The sequence below is a fragment of the Nonlabens ponticola genome (assembly GCF_003966335.1).
Taxonomy (GTDB): domain Bacteria; phylum Bacteroidota; class Bacteroidia; order Flavobacteriales; family Flavobacteriaceae; genus Nonlabens; species Nonlabens ponticola.
The window spans coordinates 2,691,962-2,712,943 of sequence record NZ_CP034549.1 but is presented as its reverse complement, the minus strand read 5'-3'; the positions used below and the strand labels follow the sequence as shown (position 1 = coordinate 2,712,943).

The following is a 20,982-nucleotide window of genomic DNA, read 5'->3' as shown; positions in this document are numbered from 1 at the left end:
TCTATTCACTCTCAGTAACGTTCCTGCGATTGTCATCAATAATGCGATCAATCAATTTATTGTAAGGATCCACACCAGCCTCGACCGGTTTATTCATGACGCGAACACTAAAATCGTTATCAATTTGATCTACCCTTACCTTTTCTAGGTAGAGTACCTCAGGCTCATTGGTATCTTCATCATTCTCACCAAAAACGCCTATCTCAATATAGTCTGCCAATGGTAAGGATTTAATAGCGGTCTTTTTACCATCCGGAGTAAAGGTCAAGCTGTCGCCTTGCTGTCCGGCATACTTGAATTTACCTTTAGGACCGCGACGGTATTTTGAGATATAGGCATTGATATTCACATCATAAGACCCATCGCTATTTTCTGTATAAGTAGCTTTTTTGACCTTGTTATCATACAGCGTGATGGTCTCAAACATATCAGTGACTAGATACTGCAAACTATCAGGAGTAACTGTCTTTATATCCTCAACAAACTCGGTCGCGAGTGGATACGGTGCTCCTTGAAATTTGTATTTTTCTAGAAAATCCTTGACCACACCATTGAATTTGTCCTCGCCTAGATAGTCGCTCATGGCATATAAAACCAATGAACCTTTCTGGTAATGGATGTACTGCTGATTCTCATTATACATCAACGGATTTTCACCTATCTGCTCTGTTGTGCCGCCCTGCAAGTAGGTATCCATAGCGTCTTTCAAGAAGTTGCGCAAGTCTGCCATACCACGAGTTTTCTCGAGTACACGCAAGCTGCTGTATTCTGACAGACTTTCAGAAAGTAGGGTAGCACCTTTAGCATTTGCACCAACGATCTGGTGTGCAAACCACTGGTGTGCCAGCTCGTGAGCCGTCACGCTAAATGGATAATCCACATCGTCATTGCTCTCGTCATCAACATCTGCAATGAATCCTATGCCTTCACTAAAAGGTATGGTGTTAGGAAATGCCTGGGCAAAGGTACCAGCCGTTCTAGGAAACTCTATAATACGAGCCTGCCTATGCTGGTAAGGTGTAAAATTCTCATTGTAGTAGTCCAGACCTTCCTTGAGTCCATTCATCATACGGTCAATGTTGTAGGTATGTGCTGGATGATGGTAAATCTCTAGTGCTACACCATTGTGCTGATCTTTCAGGACTTCATATCTACCGCTCAAAAACGCGTAGAAATTCAGCATTTTGGAATCCATTTTATAATGGAAATAACGACGACCATCTTCTTCCCATTCCTTGGTAAGATAACCTGGTGCAATAGCAATTTGATCTGGCGCTGTGCTTACCGTTGCTTCAAAATCTATCCAGTGTGCGTTAGGACCTAGATAGTTGCGATCCTGCACACCAGGAATCATAGGCGCCGGTAATCGATCCTTGGGTGGTAGGTCATATTTCTCACGTACCTGTGTGTTGCGTATCTCTACCTGCTCGTTGTACCCGATGGATGGGAAAATACCGTTGTTAATGAAGGTTCCATTCTCTTGAACTGGCGAGTTGTTCTCTAGCCACGTGTTAGGCTCGTTCCATGTATTGAATTTAAATTCAATCGTATCGCCTGGCTGCAATGCTTGTTCAAATTCATACATACGGTAATCAAAATCTTCATCGTCATAAACCACCTTGCTAGCGCGGCTTATTTCAATTTCTGTAGGGCGATCCGGATAATTTACATGCAGCGTATCAATGGCAACATCAGTCCTATTGACCAGCGTGTAGGTAGCTCCAGCCTTGAAATCTCGTGATTCAGGGAATATATCGATAAAGGTATTGATCGCCACTGTTTGCGGCTGTGGTGCATTAGCAAACTGACCCAGTTCCTTTTCAAAATTGACCTGTAGCAATTCACGTTCCTTGCCGGTCATAACCTCGTTCTCAATATTGTTGACATACCAGATGTAGCTTCCTATGGCTAGGAATACCACCAGTGAGGCAATTAATGATGTTAGCTTTGATGTGGTTAATCTCGCTTTCGCGAAAGCAAAACGTTCACCAACACCAGTGCTCATACCACGTCTATAGAATAATAAAGCCATCACAAACAAGGCGATGCCCAATGCTAGCCAATACAATTTATAGAAATAGTATCGAGGCAAGGCAAATCCATAACCATTCATATCACTATGCGATGGCGAGCCACCACCTTGATTGAATCTAAATTGTGCTTGCTCAACACCTATGGCGTCTAACAAGAAAGGCACGCCAACGGCAAAAATTACTAGCGCAATCAAGCCCAACCATTTGTTCTTGATGAGTGTGTGTACGAATAAGGTCAAAAATATCCACGGCAGGAAATTCCAACTGTTGACCACGTATAGATCAAACAAATACAGTGGTATTTGATACTCAGTAAACCCATTGTAGGTCTGTATGAATATACCGCTGAGCATCACGATGAATAGCAGCGTGAATACCATAAGGACCAAGGCTATGAACTTAGACAGCAATATCGCCCAATTGCTGGTAGGCGTTGCATCCATGATCTGGCTCAGGTGTGCTGCGCGAGCACGATCCATGATCAAACCACCGTATAAAAACACGAGGAAGTATATGAATAAGGTGTAAATACCGGTGACAAATTGCAGCATCAACCAGGTCTTAGGCAGGATATCAGTTCCAAATACCTGACCAGTCGCCAGCATGGTAACTAATGAAAAGGCAAACGCAATCACCGTAATTATAATAAACGGATAGGCCGTGATGATGTATTTCAGATCAGCTTTGGCAAGTACCCAAGAAGTCTTGAGCTGCGAGAAAAAGCTGAAATCCTGAGTCACCTTAGGCATCACCACACGTTGTAGCGTGCTGAAGTTGGCTTTTGTCACTCGTAGGCCATTAGACTTTCTAAGTCTAATGCCAGTCGCAGACTGTGAAAAGTTGAAGCTAAAGAGTAAGCCCACAAACACCAGAATAGAGAACCCTAGCCAGATGATACGATTGTAGAGCAAGGTGCCCTCGACAGGAATAAGTAGATTGCTTTGTTCTTCTGGAGTCCAGTATTTTATTTTTTCAAGGGTCGCAATATCACCTGTAGGTTCCAATAATTCTAGCCAGTAGGTGTCATCCATAGTTTGGGAATAACTACCAGCCGTGGCTTGAGCAATGATGATAATCAACACCACCATAAAACCAATATTGATATTACGCAGGAATGCCGTTACAGAAAATACGATAATGCCATAAAAGAATACATTAGGAATGATGTAAATCAAGAATGGCTGTAAGTAATTCATGATCTCAAAAGGACCTACCAAGGCCTCGTTAGCTCCTGGTAAATAATATCCTAATGTCAATCCTAACACACTACAAACGATGACCAGTAAAGTGATCAACATTCCTGCGCTGAATTTTGCTAGCAAATAACTAATCCTTGTCAGCGGATAGGAATACAAGACATTGTGCATGTTGTTGGAAAAATCACGCTGAATCGTACCACCAATTATTGATGGAATCAGTAGATAGGTGATCAAAGCAAAAACGCCAACGGTACCGTAAATACCTACGGCGCTATTCAATTTAATAGCAGCGGTGACCGTGACATTATCACTGTCAAAAACACCAACTGCAGATGCAGATAGAAGAAGCGCCAATAAAAAAACGACCGCTGTATAAATGTAAAACATAGGTTTCTTAAACCATGTTTTGATCTCGTGGGTAAAAATGGTTGCAAACATGATTAAGCGTTTTCAGTTAATGCTTCATGCTGCTCGCTGTTCAAGGTTGTGAAATACACGTCCTCAAGAGTAGGTTCTGCTGGCGAGAATATGGCAGATGGCTGGTTATCACCATAAACTCTCACCTTGAGATTATTATCCTGGTCAAAACTGCTGGAAATAACGTTCACTTCGTTTTGTAGTTTTTCTGCTTCCTCGCGGCTTACTGTGGTCGTCCATATTTTGCCAGTAAGCGATGCAACCAGTTCCTTAGGAGTCGCATGTGCTAGAATTTTACCACCATTCAAAATGGCCATGTCTGTACATAATTCCTTGACGTCATCAACAATGTGAGTAGAGAATATCACGATGTGATTGGTACCTATTTCACGCAATACGTTGAGAAAACGGTGACGCTCTGCTGGGTCAAGACCTGCGGTAGGTTCATCTACGATGATGAGTTTAGGATCATTGAGCAGAAGTTGAGCAATACCAAAACGCTGCTTCATACCACCAGAATAACCAGCTACATGCTTGTGTCTTACTTCGGTCAAGTTAGTTACTTCTAGCGCTTTGTCAACGATGGCGTTGCGCTCTGATTTCTTTGAAATACCTTTAAGGCTAGCAAAATAATGCAGCAAATCCTGCGCGCTCATCTTAGGATATACGCCAAATTCTTGTGGCAGGTAGCCCAGCGTTTTACGGAATTCGATTTTTTCTTCCAGTACATTGATGTCTTCAAGATGAATCTCACCACTATCAGGCGATTGCAAGGTAGCTATCGTGCGCATTAGTGAGGATTTACCAGCGCCATTAGGTCCTAATAAACCAAACATGCCGTTATGGATATCGATAGTTACATCGTCTAGTGCTTTGACGCCATTGCTATACGTTTTAGAAACGTTCTTGAGACTTAAAATCATGAATGTAGTATTTGCTTGTTAGTAATCCATACAATGGATTTGTTACAAAAATGTGAAACTACCTTATATCATTCATGTAACTAAGGATATAGAATCCGAATTAATCCCATGGTATAGAAGTTGTTACTAAAAACTTTTTCGATTATTTCAAAACCAGCTATGAATATTAAACTTAATTACATTCTTCTTTTTATCTCGCTCACGATCAACTCTCTTGGTATAGCTCAAGAAGATCGAGGCCTTTTCAATATCACGCGCATAGGTGCGCAGTCGATATTTGAGCTGGAACGAGAAAGATTTACACCAGATTCGGGTACCGTAGCGACAGAAATATCTGCAAGCGGCACGGCTGTTTATTCCTTAAACACTATCACTGGATATTTCTTGACAGATCAATTTTCTGCTGGCTTAGGATTGGGACTTGACGGTTTCCAAAACCCTAACCTCAATACATTACCCATTTATCTAGATGTACGATACTATTCAAATGCAGAGAATAATTCGTTTTTTGGTTACTTTGATATCGGTACCAATGTAGATCCAAGTATCAGGAATGCCAATTTTCAAACTGGCGGATTGATCAACCTAGGATTTGGCTACCAAATACCACTTGGAAAAACGTTGCTGCAAGCAGATGTATTTTATAGTAAGAGAACTCTTAAATCAGGAAAGGACAGTTTGGGGCGCAGTACCATTTATGAAAGTAAGGGAATAGGAATAGGGTTGGCACTTGCGTTCATGTAGAATAAAAATTAATTATATTCTCGATAGCTTAGTTTGCGGCCTGTCTATAAAGGCTACCTACAAATCATCCACATAAGTGAAACCCTGATCGCTTTTGAGCTGGCTTATTTTACCCATGAATTTGTGGATGGATTTATGATTGGCGCGTACCTTGACAAAATAATCATCGCGGTAAATGCTGTATTCCTCAGCGCGGCCTTTGTAGATCGTGAGTTTATAAAAGGGAATAGGCAATGCATATGTTTCCAGCAATGATCTAAATCTGATGATAATACCCTTCTCGCGTATCTCGATATTACATTTATCTGCATTGTTATCCAGCACCAATAGATTGTGAATATGAATGCTACAACTATTAATGTGGAGTTGAGGAGAACCAGAGCCTTTGAGTTTCCACCTTTCGCGCAAGCTTAAAACACCACCTACTTCATCACTTATGGCACGATCAATTTTAGGTCTATTGTAAGATACATTATATAGCATGGCATCAAGTTACAAACTTAGTCTGTATAAGACTTCAAGCCTTTCATAATTCCTATCTTTGTGGGCTTAAATTTTGCCCATGAACCTAGTGCAACAACTGCAGGAAGAAACCATAAAAGCCGTAGAAAAACTCTATGAAGTAAAGCTGGAAAATGTTGAGGTTACGCTTACGCGAAAGGATCAATCAGGAGATTATACCATCATGGTGTTCCCGATGCTGCGCCACATTAAAGGCAATCCAGCAGCGATAGGACAGGCAATAGGTGAAGAGTTACAGTATCAAACTAAATTAGTTTCAGGCATTGAGGTCATCAAGGGATTTTTAAATCTTTCTATAAAGACAGAAGCATTTCTGGAAGATTTTAATTCAATTGTAGCAAATGAAACTTATGGTAGGAAAGTAATAGATGAAGATGCCGCTGGTACCATGGTCGAGTACAGTTCACCTAATACCAACAAGCCATTGCATTTAGGTCACATACGCAACATAGTGCTAGGCTATTCCATGGCTCAAATCATCGAGGCTGCAGGTAAAGAAGTTACCAAAACCCAAATCATCAACGATCGCGGTATTCATATATGTAAATCCATGCTGGCATGGGTCAAGTATGGTGATAATGCGACGCCTCAATCTCAAGGCGTGAAGGGTGATAAATTGGTAGGTGATTACTATGTGAAGTTTGACCAAGAGTATAAAAAGGAGATTGCCGCACTAGTCGCGCAAGGTCAAACACAGGAAGAAGCTGCCAAAAATGCGCCTAGCATTCTGGAAGCTCAAGAAATGTTGCGCAAATGGGAGCAAGGCGATGAAGAAACCGTTAAATTGTGGAAGATGATGAACGGCTGGGTTTATGCAGGTTTTGACACCACGTATCGCGATCTAGGCGTCACCTTTGACAGCTTGTATTATGAGAGCGACACCTATTTATTAGGTAAGGATGTGATTGCACATGGACTCAACAATGGTGTTTTCTTCAAGAAAGAGGATGGATCTGTCTGGATTGATTTAACGGCTGATGGTCTGGATGAAAAAATCGTATTGCGCAGTGACGGTACGGCCGTTTACATGACTCAAGATATAGGTACCGCTATACAGCGCGTCAAGGATCACAATATTGATAGCATGGTTTATACTGTGGGTAACGAGCAGGATTACCACTTTAAGGTGCTGTTTTTGATTCTCAAAAAGCTGGGCTATGAATGGGCAGACAACCTGTACCACTTGAGTTATGGTATGATTGAGCTACCGCATGGTAAAATGAAATCTCGAGAAGGAACGGTCGTTGATGCAGATGACATGATCGCCGAAATGACCAATACCGCAAGAGAAATAGCACAAGAACAAGGAAAGTTAGACGGTCTGGATCAAGAGCAGCGCGAGGAATTATACCGCATGATAGGCCTAGGAGCTCTCAAGTATTTCATGCTCAAGATTGACCCAAAGAAAAGCATGGTTTTTGACCCTAAAGAATCGGTAGATTTTCAGGGTAATACTGGACCATTCATTCAATATGCACATGCCCGTATAAAATCGATTTTAAGTAAGGCAGGTTTTAATGATCAGCAACTCACCGCGGCAACTAATCTCGAATTGACTGACAAGGATCTAGCCATCGTCAAATTGCTTCAGCAGTTTCCCGAAACAGTACAAGCAGCAGCCCGCAATTATAGTCCAGCGCTGGTGGCAAATTATTTATTTGATCTGGTCAAAGAGTTCAATAGTTTTTATCAAAACGTGCCCAAAATTGTTGAGGAAAGCAATGCAGATCTCAAACACTTCAGATTATTGTTGAGTTATAAAACGGCACAAGTTATAAAGACAGGTTGCCAGTTATTAGGTATTCAGGTACCAGACCAGATGTAGGTTATTTAAGCGAGTCCAGCTTTTTGGCGATCTCATCAGCTTTTGCATAGGCTGCGTCGCTCGCTGCGCGGTCTGTGGTAGAAAGTCGGTGGTAGTCTGCCATGAGTTTTGAGTATTGCTCTTGCAGTTTTTCTGCCTCAGTTTTTTTCTTGAATAGTCCGAACATTACGCTTCTTTATTAGGTTCCTGATCTACAAATCGCCATGCGAGGATTCTACTTTCCTTATTCCCAGTCTGCATGGTAATCACTTGTTGATCTGCGTTGAGTCTTTTGAGTTGTTTTTGAAGTTTTGGTAGATTTTGCTTTCGCGAAAGCAAACTAGTAAACCATCCTACCTGATCCTTAAAAGAAACTGATTCCTTAATCAATCGTTTTACAAACAAGGCCTCACCGCCATTACACCAAAGCTCGTGAGCCATACCAGCGAAATTGCGACCATCTTGATTTTTGCCTAGTTTACGCTGTTTTTTCAAATTCTCCTTGAGAGCTTCTTCCTCGCTACCGTAAAAAGGTGGATTGCACATCGTGAAATCAAAATATTCTCCCTCTTTGATGATACCTGTAAAAAGATTTGATTTATCTACTTGCTGGCGTATCTCGATAGCGTCATTTTTTAATGTGTTATCGCGCGCTGATGCGATGCTGCTATCTTCTACATCGCTACCTACCATCGTCCAATCATAGATGGCATTACCCAGAATAGGGTAGATGGCACTCGCGCCACAGCCTATATCTAGTCCTTTCTTCTCTCCTTTGCCTACAAGATCTGCGAGGTGATGAATGTAATCTGCACGCCCAGGAATAGGTGGATAAAGCGTTCCTGCGGGCAACTTCCAGTACTTGACTTTGTAGTGATGCTTGAGCAATGCCGTGTTGAAAGCCAGTATAGACGCCGGTTGATCAAAATCTATGCTTTCGGCACCGGTAGGCGTTTTTATAATATGATCCTGTAATTTAGGGTGAGCGGCGACCAGTTTAGGAAAGTCGTACCCGTATCGATGTATGTTTCTTAAATGCACCCAGCAAAGATAGGCGGTTGGTAATCGTTTCTCGTCATGCTAAACTGGTTTCAGCATTTGCCCGGCGAATTTGCTTGAGGCGCTGAGATAAATTCTGCGTAATACGAGCACTAGCTTGTCACGTTGAACTGGTTTCATTATCTCTACGCAAGTTTTCAAGTTCTCAAAGAAGTACCTTTGCATCAAATCACGATTATGAAAGCCTTTACAGACCTTAATCTTAAGACGCCATTGCTAAATGGATTGGTAGATCTAGGATTTGAAACCATGACACCTATACAGGAAGAGGCTTTCCCAGTAATATTGAGTGGTCGTGATACCATAGGAATTGCACAAACTGGTACTGGAAAGACATTGGGATATATGTTGCCTTTACTTCATGAATTACAGTATAGCGAGTCGTTGGATCCACGCGTATTGATTTTAGTTCCTACCAGAGAATTAGTAGTGCAAGTAGTAGAGCAAGTTGAGAGCTATGCAAAGTATATAAACACTCGTGTTTTAGGTGTCTACGGTGGTACAAACATCAATACCCAGAAGAAAGCACTTGCCGAAGGTTGCGACATTCTCATTGCTACGCCAGGTCGTTTGTATGACCTAACGGTAGCACAGTCGGTAAAACTCAAGTATTGTAAAAAGGTCGTGATTGATGAGGTAGATGTGATGCTGGATTTGGGTTTTAGATTTCAGCTGACTAATATTTTTGATCACCTGCCTACACGCAGGCAAAACATCATGTTCTCAGCGACGATGACAGATCAGATTGAAGAATTCATCAAATCCTATTTTTACAATCCAGAAAAAATAAGCATCGCCGTATCGGGAACACCATTAGAGAATATAGATCAATACTGTTATCCTGTTCCTAATTATTATACCAAGGCAAATTTGCTCATGCACCTATTGAGCAATGCTCAAGAATATTCTAAAGTCCTGGTTTTTGTAGAAACAAAAAAGAGTGCCGATAGACTACAGGAAATATTATCACCCCATTACGGTAGTGAGCTTGCGGTCATTCATTCTAACAAGACTCAAAATTACCGATTGCGCAGTATCGAGTTGTTTGACGGTGGCGATGCTCGCATCTTGATTGCTACAGACGTCATGGCACGTGGTCTGGATCTTGACAAGATCACACACGTTATAAACATGGACACACCCAAATTTCCAGAAAATTACATGCATCGCATAGGTCGTACTGGTCGTGCTGATGAAAAAGGAACGTCGCTGTTGTTCTATACGGAACAAGAAGAAGAATACAAAAGGCAGATTGAAAGTTTGATGAGTCAAGAGATTCCTGTCATCTCTTTGCCCGAAGAAGTTGAGATCTCAAAACAAAAAACACCAGAGGAGCAACCTCGGGTTGTAGAGCGCTACAATCCACATACGGTGATTGAGGATGAGAAAGGTGCTTCTTTTCATGAAAAAAAAGACAAGAATAAGAAAACCAATCAAGGCGGTAGCTATAGAAGAGAGATTGCCAAAAAATACAAGAAGCCTAAAACGCGTGGTGATAAAAACTATAATAGGCGCAATAAGAAGTAGTTAAATATTATTAAACTATCTGTTGCAACTTTGGTCTAGTATTTGAATATCGCATCCAAACTAATAGCAACATAAGTAGATTGCTTATCTTGCGCCCTTTAAAATTTCAAAAATGAAGAAAGTACTTTTATTATTATTTCTAGTCGCAGGTAGTGCCATGGCACAAACAGGATATGTGCAGTATGAAGCTATTCTTGCAAACATGCCAGAAGTTGAACCTATCCGTAAAGAGATCACTCAACTTACTCAAAAGCTTCAAGCTGATCTTCAAGAAATGGAAGCAAAGTCTGCAGCTAAAATGCAAGAATTGCAGTATCAAGCTCAGAAGCCTAATGTTACTGAAGCAGAACAGCAAAACATCCAACAACAGGCAGCTGCGTTACAAAAAGAATATGTAAACTCAAGCAAGGCGGCAGAGCTGCAATTAGGCGCTAAAGAAAATGACTTGATGAAGCCAATTCTCGAGAAATTGAACAAAGCGATCGAGGAAGTTGCAAAGGCAAAAGGACTTAAAGCAGTCGTTGACGGTAAAGTTCTTATCTATGCAGAGCCTGGTGTGAACATCACTAAGGAAGTCGCTATGAAACTAGGTATCGATACAGAAGGTAAGTAAGCGATAAGCCTATTCAACATCAAAATGCCCAGCTTTCAAGAGCTGGGCATTTATGTTTTTAAAGGATAAATAACATGACCACTGCCATGACAATCATGATGGCGTTCTCAATAAAGGTAGCTTGGGTCATAGGTAATTTGAGTGCCGTTCCCAGACAAGCACATTGAATGGATTTTTTATCCAACAATGTTTTAGTCACGCCTACAGTGGTTATTCCCAAGATAACTAAAGTGATTATCAAAGCAATGTCAATCTCAAATCGCATCAAGAACATCAATCCAAGTGCTGTTTCTATAAACGGATAGATCCAGCCGTATGCCGGAAAGATCTTGGCAAGTGGATCGTACATTTTAAAGCTTTCAGGAAAACCTTGAAGATCAAGAATCTTGAAAAAGCTAAAAACGATAAAGAACAATCCCATAAAATCCAGCATCGCCCCATTCCAATTATCACGTGAGTAATTGAGCAAGATTGTAGCCGCCGCGATATATCCCAAAATCAAGAATAACGGTTTTAATTGTTGCCATTTACTCTCTTCTACATTGTTGGACATCATGGTAGTTGAGGTCGCGCCTGTATTATTAAAATTGTTTGTTTCCTCAACTTGAGAAATGGAATATTTTGAAGGCAAAGTCTCACGCAGCTCAGATAGAGCCACATGTTGCTTCATTTCTACCGTTGCTTGTTTGTTTTCCAGATCAACGCTTACCTCGTCGATACCAGCAACTTTTTTAAGCGACTTCTCAACGGCAGCACTGCAGCTCGTGCAGGTCATTCCTTCAATGTTATAAGTGTGTTTCATGGTCATATTTGAATTGGTTTAGAGGGAACACGCTTTCGCGAAAGCGTAATCAACAAAATCAATTTAACTAGATACTTGTTGCAGCTTATAAATCACTAACTCCCCTTTTCTATAATTAGTGATAAACAGTTGATTATCTACCACAATCATATCAGTAGGTTTGTCAATTCCTGATTCAATAACTTGCTGGACGGTATAATCTTTACTGAAAATGACCACACGATTGTTCTCAAAGTCCGTCAGGAAAATCTCTTGGTCGCTCACGTAAATGCCTGTAGCAGCGTTGAAATTTTGATCCTCGCCGAAGGCTTTTATCACCTTACCTGATTTGTCAAATACTTGACCGCGATTGTTATAAGCATCAGCTACATAGATATAATCATCAGTAATTTGAACATCAGTAGGGTAGTAGAAGTCGCCTAGCGCCTTTCCTTCTTTACCAAAGCTTGACCAGCTAGATCCATCATTGTAATGAATCTTGTTGTTGTAAAAGTCTGCAATGGCAATTTCATTATTGAAAATACTTATGCCAGCTGGTGCATCCAGCGAGTCTGATAACTTAAGGTAGGATCTTTCTTGATTGGCAACCATTGCGATAGAGTCACGACCATATTCTGGAACATAAATGATGTCATTTTTAACATCGATGTGCATGGGACGATCAAAATCTGCTACCTCACTGATTAGGGTGCCGTCTTGATCAATCATTACGAGCCGATTATGATCTCCATCACTAATAGCGATGTTCTCACCATAGCTCGCCAATCCTATAGGGTTGATACCATCAAATTCAATGACTTTGTCCAATTGCCATTCCATAACAATTGGTTTATCTTCTTTACAAGAAATCATCCCGATAACAATCGGGATGATGTATAAAAACTTCTTCATTATATAGCTCGTTTATAGTGGCAGCATGCTGGTAGTGCATCATAAGTCGCATCGCTAGCCTTATTGGATTTAGTATCGTGACCTACGGCTGCTAGCTCTTTGGAAATGGCAGCTTTATTGGTCATGGTAGCATCGTGATTCACCACAAGTTGCTTAGTTTTCACATCCCATGAGGCATCTAGAACGCCAGGTAAATCTGCAACGGTTTTCTCGATGCGTGCCTTACACATACCGCATTTACCGTTTACCATCATTGTTGACGTGGTCAATGTACCTAGTTCTGCTACGGTTGCTTTAGGTTCATTGGTCTCAATGGTGCCGTTTGCTCTTACGATTTTAGCTGTTTGTGGTGTGTACCCGGCTTTCTTAACCTGCTCAGTCACTGCTTGCATGGTTAGTTCCTTGCTTGCAGGATACGAGAATGAGAAGTCACCAGTCTCGATGTCAATCTTGACATCCTTGATGCCTTTAAATTCTTTGAATTTTTTTTCTAGACCGTACGCACAAAATGGGCAACCAAGCCCATCGACTTGTACTTCAAATTGGTCTCGTTCTTTGGATATTTGGGCGTCCGCTTTCGCGCTCTGTGCTGAGCTTGTCGAAGTGAAAGCAAAAAAGCAAAAAAGAAATGCGGTAATCATCTGTATATTTTTCATAATAGTCATTTTAAAATGTGTAGCGTGTTCCTAGAAACACAGAATAATTGAGTGCGCGGTCAGGCGCGATTTCTTGTACTAATGGTAATTGCACGGCAAGATCAAAGGTGATGTTCTTGCGCGCATATTGAATACCTTGAGAATACAACAGTTGGTACCAGTCACGTTCATGCAACCAGGCGCTGGTATATTCAAAATAAAGGTTTACTTGTTTATTAGGATATTGTGGCTTGAGTAGTGGTAGTCCAAAACCTAGCTTTGTCCTGAATTCATCCAACGTACCATCAGGTTGCCAGTTGTAACCTATCTCAGTTGAAATACCGTATTTAAGTGTCTCAAGACCCGATACCAGACCGTAGTATCCTGCGTATTTACCAGTACTCAAATCCATAAGATCCAGTTCTGGACCTGTAGGTAGTGTCTGTAAGGTTTTGGCCACCATACGGAATGTCCTGCCGGTACCATCCTTGCGATAAAATTGGTACTTACCCATGATTTTGACATCAGCCAGGTCGCTACCAGATGCGTCTTGCAAATCGTAATTGATGTAGGGCAAGTGTACTGCTATTAGACTGTTTGCCGTAGGTAGATAATGCAACATGAGCGGTATATGAATGGCGGTGCCTCGCTCTGTGTTACGTATTTCGGTTAATGTTTTTGTTGTAAAACTGCCTCCACCTAACATGATGGGCTTGTCTGCTGTTATGGGTGGTCCTTGTGAATGCGCTTTCGCGAAAGCGAAAACCAAACCAGCCAATAATAAATATTGTTTCATTGTCGTATTTAATAAAATGGAATAATCCTGTGCTAGCGCACAGCTATGATGATGAATTCCGTTTTATCAAATAAGGTAGGACTCGTGTAGTATGTATAGCGGTTGCCGCGGCAATGGCGGCTCTGGATTAGAACTATAGCTTGTTGCGGCAGTTGCGGGCAGCACGTATTGAACTACATAAGAATGCGTGAATGCTATTATGAATTGTTGTTGATCCAGCGAGAAGTCACTCATGGATGGTTGCACATCGTCCTGACCTATTGATGCTAGATTGTGATCTTGACAACAACCCATTTTTTTCATGAGGTCATGCATCTCATGATCCATCATTTGCATGTTGCAGTCACTATCGTTTGTGAGTGAGATGTCTACAATCTCACCGCCGCACACATGGGCATCAATACTAAACGAGGTCGTTGTGCCTAGCAGCAGCAGCGACATCGCGATAGCAAGAATTCTATGTGTCCATGAATGCATAATGCAAATTTACAAAATTGGTGTTAGTTATGTTTTAAGAGCAAAAAGGATGCCGCATGGCATCCTTTTAATACTGTATTGATAAGGAATATTAGTCAGTTACCTTGTAACCTTCTTCTTTACTCAAGAACATTGCTAGGTTACCTAAAAGTACACCGTAGATTACTTTAGAAGTAACATCTGCAATGGTGTAAGTCATTTGACGACCTACAATACCGCTCTCGTTGTATAGGAATCCATCGACACCACCAAGATAAGGCATCAAGTATGCACCTGGATATAGCATCCATGAAATCAAGAACAAAATCCAAATGTTGTTTAAGATCTTCTGACCCTTGGCAGGAATTCCTTCTTTACCTTCATTAATTACTTTCTTCATTAAGTAAAGAACATGTAAGAAGAATATTGTAGAGACAGCACCCCAAACTAGGAATAACGTCAAGTTAGAAACTTCATAGAATTGTCCAATATATCCAGTAACGATCATCATTACACCAGAGAACCAGAATTGGTTTCTTACTGATGACAACTTAGATTTAGTCAAGGAAACTACAAATAGTATCTGGAATAACAGCATTGGTACGTCAATCAACCAGTTGAGGTAACGATACCCATTGTTGAAAAGGTCCTCACCATCAGCAAGAAAATAGCGACCACGCTCTGCATCAAACTCAAAGCTGGTTGTCCAGTTGTTTGCCTGTGCATAAAGTAGAAGAAATGCTGATACCATTACCACAACCGATAAGATATTTGACATTCTATATTTTTGAGATACTTGTTTTATGGTTAAAACGAAGTAAAGCAGTCCAGCTAGCATAACTGCATAGCCTAAAGTAAGTACATGCGATGTCATCTGGTAAGCCATTTCGGACAGACCTTCGGAAGCACCGATGTAGTTTTCAAAATTTGAATTTCCTAAATCCTGTAAAGTCATGATGGTAGAATTAATCAGTTAGTTTTTATTTTGAGTTTGCAAACCCCTATCAGTTTGACTTGTTCAAAGTACAAACTAGTGACCTTGTTATCCTTGACTTTTAATTTATTATAACATTTACCCTAGTAAGATTCTAGAGCATTTGATTCATGAGAATGAAGAGATCTGAAAATACAATGACACTGTTCATCCCAATTAATACAGCTTAATCATTGTATTTTTTTTCAAGCTCTATGATTATTTCTTCTAGCGTTTCAAGCTGAATGGGCTTGATGATGTAGTCAGAAATGTCTGATATCTCTTGTGCTCTTTCTATGTCTGCAGGATCGATGGAAGATGATACCATATAAATAGTAATCGGTTTACCTACTCGTGGTTTTATTTTCACGTACTCTTCCATAAACTGGAAACCATCCATGATAGGCATGTTGATATCTAGAAAAATCACATCTGGCAATTCACTAGCATTGGCTATGTTATCAATGAGAAAATTGATCGCCTGTTCACCATCGCTAAAAATCAGTAATTTCTTAGCAAATTTGGTAATGTTTATGGTGCGTTTAAAACCGTACTGGTAGATCTCATCATCGTCAATAAGGCTTATTACAAATGGTTTAGTCTCCATTGTGATTTTTAAAAGTTGCTATAAATGTTGTTCCTTCATCGGGTTTACTCGTCACATCAATACTGCCACCTAAAGCTTGAATCTGGTTGCGTGTCATGAATAAGCCTATACCTTTGGCGTCTGCATTGCGGTGAAAGGTTTTTCCTAAATTAAAGATTTTGTCGCCCTGGCGATCTAAATCTATACCTTGGCCATTGTCAGTAAAATACATCACGGTTTGATCCTTGTGATAAACTGTTCTTACAACAATGATCAGTTCTCTTTTTTGACTTCTATATTTAATACTATTGGTCATCAAGTTAAGGAAAATACTATCAAGATATATTTTGTGGTATGTAATGGTCGGTGCCTTAGAAAAATCAGCTTTTACAGTTGCGTTAGTTCGTTTTAGGTCTGCATACAGTAATTGCATGGTATGATCTAGTGTCTTTTCAAAAGATAAGGTTTCGAATTCTACATTTGTATGTGCCTTGATTTTGATGCTGTCGATGAGCACATCTATGGTCTCACTTAGGTGACCTATTACAATATCAAATTTTTCAAATAACTCTGTCTTCTCTTCGTCAGATTCTGCATTCTTATAAAAGTTGCTTAAAAATGTGAGGTTCCCAATGGGTGATCGCAAGTTATGCGCGGTTATCTGCGCAAATTCTGATAATTGCTTATTAGCTTGCTCTAGTTGGGCATTTTTGGCAAAAAGCGCTTTAAACGATGGAAGCACTATTAACATGAATTCTAGAAGAATAACTAAAAGGCTTATAACTGCTAGAATTAAGGCAACATTGCGAGATTGAGCCGTTTTAGACTCTGCTTCCTGTTGAAATAAATTTGTGGCGCTATCCATATTTTTAAGAAAACGCACCTCTCTGTTTGATGCGGTGACCGTAGCCCTCTTTATAGCTTCTTTAGATTCATTTGTTAGTACATTTTGAACCTCATCTTCTATATCGTTGATGGATACCAGGGCATTCTCTAGAAGGGTAGATAGCTCTTCATTGTCATATTGTGGTGCAGCTTCATTTACCAATAGTTGCTGTGCGTCTTTCCATTCGGTCAAGCTTATCTGCAGGCTGTCCATATTATATGGATAAACGGCGGTATCGTCCTTAAGGTTGAGATACAATAGCTGTTTAGTAATACGTTGGCTCAACATGCGTTGTCTTCCAGAAAGGTTGACATATCGTGCGTCATCTTTTTGCCGGTCAATATAATAGAGTACAGTCAATGCCTTTGCCAGCACCAATAGAATAATGGTGATCAAGAATATCCAGTAGACACTGCTTAGTTTTCTTTGAGTGAACATAGAAGCTTTATATAGAGAGTAGATGCATGTTCACGCTATGAGCCTTTCGTAAGATTTCAGAGAGTGATCGGTCAATTGCAATTATCTACGTTTAAAACAACGATATAGTTTTTTATTTGCACCATAAGTTCCCTTTGCGCTGCAAATTAATGATTAATCAACGCTGGCGTTCTTTATAATATTCTAAAAGAGATTTTTTAAAATACGAGTGATTAAGAACTACTACCAGTCATAAGCGCTTTTAAACTCATGAAAACCAAGTTATTGAAACTAAATCCAATGATGGTCAATCGTTTTTAAGTCGTTAGGGATTATGCTTTCGCGAAAGCAAATTTCTAAACATCAAATTATCACTCTAGGTCATTGATCTATGTAAAACAGTAAAAACACCGATGAAATGCACTATGAGTATGTTTTTAATCGATGTTTTGATACTTTAATGGATAAAAAATGTAGGTTTGAGGTATTGAAACACACATTTACCTGAGAATAATAGTACCCTGAAGAATCTTTACCTCAATATAATTGTTTTACTCGTCTCGCTAACCCTGACAGCTCATGCGATGTCTGAAAAATCTATTGCGAGAGATAGTATGGCCGTCACGCACAAATCGCTGGTGATAAGAACAACAAATATAATTACTTGTCCAGCTGATGTAATCGTCGATGCCGAAGAAGGTAAGTGCGGTGCCACGGTAAATTTTCCTGATGCTACATCTAACGTTAGCCCTAGCGAGGAGATTGTAATGATTTTTAACGGTGAGAATGTTTTTGATAGTCCTTATATAGAGAACGGCATGCGCCTAGACGGTAATGACGGTAGTCATATAGATGCGCCGTGGCCTATTCCTTGTGATAATCGCAAGGGTGCACTCATTCATGCCAATACGGGAAACACATGGACCTATAATGGCGGTGACCCATTTACACCGTTGCGTTTTATAGCCTGTACTACCAATATGAAGTTTACTACGGGCTGCGGTGCCACCTTTATACCGCAACAAACGGGTGAAGTGGAATTTCCCGATACTCCTGAGTGGCAAAATATTACTTCCATGATATGGGAGCAACAAGGTGACAATGCTGACGCGAGCATAGATAACTTTAGATTTATCGCAACGCCTGTAAAACAACAACCTGGATTAGAATCTGGCTGTTTTTTTCCTGTAGGTACGACACCAGTGACTTTTATTTCTACTGATGAGAATGGCGCTGAAACGGAATGTACTTTTAATGTCATCGTGCGCGATGTAGAATCGCCTGTCTATGAAGTTCAAGATATTGAGATAGATCTAGGAGACGATAATAGTGCAACCATTGATGCAAATGATGTTATAATAGATACGCCTACTGACAACTGTGCCGTTGATACGATTACATTAAGTCAATCTACCTTTACTTGTAGCGATCAAGGAAAAACAATCATTGATGTAACAGTGACTGACATCAATGGAAACGAAACTGTCAAGCAAGTCAACATCAATGTAAATAGCAATGCCACAGACTTTCCTACCTTAGAAGAAATTGAGGATCAAGCTGCATGTGACACCTATGTACTTCCAGCATTGAAAGGCGATAATTTGTCAGGAAACCAGGCCTATTATACAGAGCCTGGCGGTCAAGGCGATAGATATGAAATAGGAGAAGAGCTATCACACGATTCATTCCCTTTCTATCCAGCAAGACTATACGCATATGACAATCCATCTGGTAGTGCATGTTTTGCGCAAAAATCCTTTCAATTATCAATTGATGCGACTCCTGTGATCAATACGATTGACGATGTTCAGGATTGTGAGACGTATGTCCTACCAGTAATTACTGGAGAAAACATAACTGCGGCTGCTGCCTATTATACGCTGCCAGATGGTGGTGGTACACGTTATGATATAGGGTCTACAATAACCAATGAGGATTTTGAAAATCCCACGATACTATATGCATATGATCGCACAGCAAGTGGCGGTTGTATGGCTCAGCAATCATTTGAGATTGCTCTCAATGCCTGCCCTATTCAAGTAACCATCGATGCAAGTGATGACATCTTATGCGCCAACGAGAGTCAATCAGTGACTTTAAATGCTCAACCACAACCAGATGAGCCTGTGGGAACCTATACGTATCAATGGAATATTGTAGGCAGCGAGGAGATCCTGTCGACTGATCAATCGATTGAGATTTTGCCTGAGGAAACTACTGAATATCATGTGATAGTAATTGATACAGGTGCTAGTGCAGGATTTGATCGTGCCAGTGCCTCAATTACCATAAATGTAGAAAACGCACCTACCGCACTGATACCTGATATCATCAATTTATGCGACAACAGTGATGACATTGTTGGAGAGGAAACATTGCAGTTTGTGGATTACAATAATCTATTTCATGCAAATCATACCCGATTTGAGATTGACTATTATAATACCATGGATGACGCCGTGAGTGATCGTAATAGATTGCCTGAATCTACCACTATCCTGGCAGGAGAAACCACCTTCTATACCAGGATCACAAATAGGAATACTCGATGCTATGATACATCGATGATTACATTTAGCTTGGATACGATGCCGTTAATTAGTTTGCCAGAAGAGTATTCCGTTTGCATCAATAAAGCTACGGGAACGGCATCTGACCCAGTAACGATTTCTGTGGACTTGCCAGTAGCTGACTATGACTTTGTATGGACACGAGAGTATAATGGACTACGTGAGGTACTAGAAACTACAGAAAATAGACTGGTAACCAACGATCTAGGAATCTATAAGGTTGATATCACATCATTCTTAACCGGTTGCTCAACCCAGTCACAAACGCTGATAAGAGAAAGTTCACAACCGGTTGATCTTGAGATTGAATCTGATTTTGTGACTAGTCTTGATTCTCATGAGATAACTATTATACTAGAAGATCTAGGTGATCAACCATCTCGATATCAAGTACGTCTGGAAGATGGCGAGTGGTTTGACATGGATCGTCGCGGTAACGCTTATGAATACACTTTTGATCGCATTCAGACAGATGATGGCCTGCAAGAAGTTACCGTACGTGATTTACAAGGTTGCTATTACAAGCAGCAAGAGTTGATCACCATAGGTGTCCCACAATTTTTCACGCCCAACGGTGATGGATATAATGATACATGGAATATACGCGGCGGCAAAAATCTAGATCCTAGCAGCCAACTTTTACTCTATGATCGATACGGTAAATTACTTGTTGAATTAGAGATCAATGGCAACGGTTGGGATGGAACCTATAATGGCGAGCCATTACCTAGTACCGATTATTGGTACACGTTGACAACGGCAAACAACAAGATGACACGTGGACATTTTGCCTTGAAACGTTGAGGTAATTGTATCTATTACGCTTTCGCGAAAACTTAGTCATATCTTATAGTTTCTTACACTAATGAATACCGACGCGAGTCAATCAAAATATGTATTGAAGTGCATTCGAAAATTCTACAAAACAGTTCGGATCTAACAAGACGAGCTAGATAATTACCTATTAAAATTGCCTAATAGTGTTTCAATAGCTGTAGCTATTATTTGTAGTGGCAAGTAATATGCTGCTATTGTATGGTAAAAATTATAACTTCATAATTATGATGTTGAATAAATCAATTAAGAAATTTAAGAATTTTACTTAGGGTAGTACTCACAAGTACCAACT

Annotated in this window: 18 protein-coding genes; 5 read left to right on the top strand and 13 right to left on the bottom strand. The window is 40.4% G+C overall.

Features of this window, described 5'->3' with window-relative positions; all coding sequences use genetic code 11:
* Position 1: 1 nt before the first annotated feature.
* Positions 2 to 3,670, bottom strand: coding sequence for an ABC transporter permease/M1 family aminopeptidase (locus EJ995_RS12285; protein WP_126448680.1), 3,669 nt, complete (start codon positions 3,668 to 3,670; stop codon positions 2 to 4).
* A gap of 2 nt (positions 3,671 to 3,672) precedes the next feature.
* Positions 3,673 to 4,572: an ABC transporter ATP-binding protein gene (locus EJ995_RS12280; RefSeq protein ID WP_126448679.1), complete on the bottom strand. Its 900-nt coding sequence runs from the start codon at positions 4,570 to 4,572 to the stop codon at positions 3,673 to 3,675.
* Positions 4,573 to 4,731: 159 nt separating this feature from the next.
* Here EJ995_RS12280 and EJ995_RS12275 point away from each other — a divergent pair, with 159 nt between their 5' ends.
* Positions 4,732 to 5,316, top strand: a complete 585-nt coding sequence (locus EJ995_RS12275) for a hypothetical protein (protein ID WP_126448678.1) — start codon at positions 4,732 to 4,734, stop codon at positions 5,314 to 5,316.
* A 57-nt stretch (positions 5,317 to 5,373) separates the two neighbouring features.
* On the opposite strand, the gene EJ995_RS12270 is transcribed toward EJ995_RS12275, so the two are convergent.
* Positions 5,374 to 5,799, bottom strand: a complete 426-nt coding sequence (locus EJ995_RS12270; RefSeq protein ID WP_126448677.1) for a hypothetical protein — start codon at positions 5,797 to 5,799, stop codon at positions 5,374 to 5,376.
* A 79-nt stretch (positions 5,800 to 5,878) separates the two neighbouring features.
* Between EJ995_RS12270 and argS the strand changes: the two genes are divergently transcribed.
* Positions 5,879 to 7,663 (top strand): arginine--tRNA ligase, encoded by a 1,785-nt coding sequence (gene argS / locus EJ995_RS12265; RefSeq protein ID WP_126448676.1) that lies wholly within the window; start codon positions 5,879 to 5,881, stop codon positions 7,661 to 7,663.
* Between the two features lies 1 nt (position 7,664).
* Here the strand turns inward: argS and EJ995_RS12260 are convergent, their stop codons facing one another.
* Together EJ995_RS12260 and rlmF are read right to left on the bottom strand one after the other, a co-directional pair.
* Positions 7,665 to 7,829 carry a Lacal_2735 family protein gene (locus EJ995_RS12260; protein WP_126448675.1) on the bottom strand — a complete coding sequence of 55 codons (165 nt, stop codon included), beginning with the start codon at positions 7,827 to 7,829 and terminating at the stop codon, positions 7,665 to 7,667.
* Positions 7,829 to 8,683: a 23S rRNA (adenine(1618)-N(6))-methyltransferase RlmF gene (gene rlmF / locus EJ995_RS12255; protein ID WP_126448674.1), complete on the bottom strand. Its 855-nt coding sequence runs from the start codon at positions 8,681 to 8,683 to the stop codon at positions 7,829 to 7,831. The genes EJ995_RS12260 and rlmF overlap by 1 nt, the downstream gene beginning before the upstream one ends.
* A gap of 195 nt (positions 8,684 to 8,878) precedes the next feature.
* On the opposite strand from rlmF, the gene EJ995_RS12250 reads away from it, so the two are divergent.
* Positions 8,879 to 10,228, top strand: coding sequence for a DEAD/DEAH box helicase (locus tag EJ995_RS12250; protein WP_126448673.1), 1,350 nt, complete (start codon positions 8,879 to 8,881; stop codon positions 10,226 to 10,228).
* 112 nt (positions 10,229 to 10,340) lie between these two features.
* Positions 10,341 to 10,841, top strand: coding sequence for an OmpH family outer membrane protein (locus EJ995_RS12245; RefSeq protein WP_126448672.1), 501 nt, complete (start codon positions 10,341 to 10,343; stop codon positions 10,839 to 10,841).
* 58 nt (positions 10,842 to 10,899) lie between these two features.
* On the opposite strand, the gene EJ995_RS12240 is transcribed toward EJ995_RS12245, so the two are convergent.
* The 8 genes from EJ995_RS12240 to EJ995_RS12205 form a co-directional block, all read right to left on the bottom strand.
* Positions 10,900 to 11,643: a heavy metal translocating P-type ATPase gene (locus EJ995_RS12240; protein WP_126448671.1), complete on the bottom strand. Its 744-nt coding sequence runs from the start codon at positions 11,641 to 11,643 to the stop codon at positions 10,900 to 10,902.
* A gap of 63 nt (positions 11,644 to 11,706) precedes the next feature.
* Positions 11,707 to 12,534, bottom strand: a complete 828-nt coding sequence (locus tag EJ995_RS12235) for an NHL repeat-containing protein (RefSeq protein WP_126448670.1) — start codon at positions 12,532 to 12,534, stop codon at positions 11,707 to 11,709.
* Complete coding sequence (locus tag EJ995_RS12230) at positions 12,534 to 13,190, bottom strand: heavy-metal-associated domain-containing protein (RefSeq protein ID WP_126448669.1); 657 nt, start codon at positions 13,188 to 13,190, stop codon at positions 12,534 to 12,536. Before EJ995_RS12230 ends, EJ995_RS12235 begins: the two co-directional genes overlap by 1 nt.
* 10 nt (positions 13,191 to 13,200) lie before the next feature.
* Positions 13,201 to 13,965 (bottom strand): hypothetical protein, encoded by a 765-nt coding sequence (locus tag EJ995_RS12225; protein ID WP_126448668.1) that lies wholly within the window; start codon positions 13,963 to 13,965, stop codon positions 13,201 to 13,203.
* 66 nt (positions 13,966 to 14,031) lie between these two features.
* Entirely contained in the window at positions 14,032 to 14,442 is a 411-nt protein-coding gene (locus EJ995_RS12220; RefSeq protein WP_126448667.1) for an HYC_CC_PP family protein, read from the bottom strand.
* A gap of 91 nt (positions 14,443 to 14,533) precedes the next feature.
* Positions 14,534 to 15,376 carry a bacteriorhodopsin gene (locus EJ995_RS12215; RefSeq protein WP_126448666.1) on the bottom strand — a complete coding sequence of 281 codons (843 nt, stop codon included), beginning with the start codon at positions 15,374 to 15,376 and terminating at the stop codon, positions 14,534 to 14,536.
* A 205-nt stretch (positions 15,377 to 15,581) separates the two neighbouring features.
* Positions 15,582 to 16,001 carry a response regulator gene (locus tag EJ995_RS12210; RefSeq protein ID WP_126448665.1) on the bottom strand — a complete coding sequence of 140 codons (420 nt, stop codon included), beginning with the start codon at positions 15,999 to 16,001 and terminating at the stop codon, positions 15,582 to 15,584.
* Positions 15,991 to 17,304: a sensor histidine kinase gene (locus EJ995_RS12205; protein ID WP_126448664.1), complete on the bottom strand. Its 1,314-nt coding sequence runs from the start codon at positions 17,302 to 17,304 to the stop codon at positions 15,991 to 15,993. Before EJ995_RS12205 ends, EJ995_RS12210 begins: the two co-directional genes overlap by 11 nt.
* 563 nt (positions 17,305 to 17,867) lie before the next feature.
* Here EJ995_RS12205 and EJ995_RS12200 point away from each other — a divergent pair.
* A complete protein-coding gene (locus EJ995_RS12200) occupies positions 17,868 to 20,657 on the top strand; it encodes a T9SS type B sorting domain-containing protein (protein ID WP_126448663.1) in 2,790 nt (929 codons plus the stop codon).
* Positions 20,658 to 20,982 lie beyond the last annotated feature (325 nt).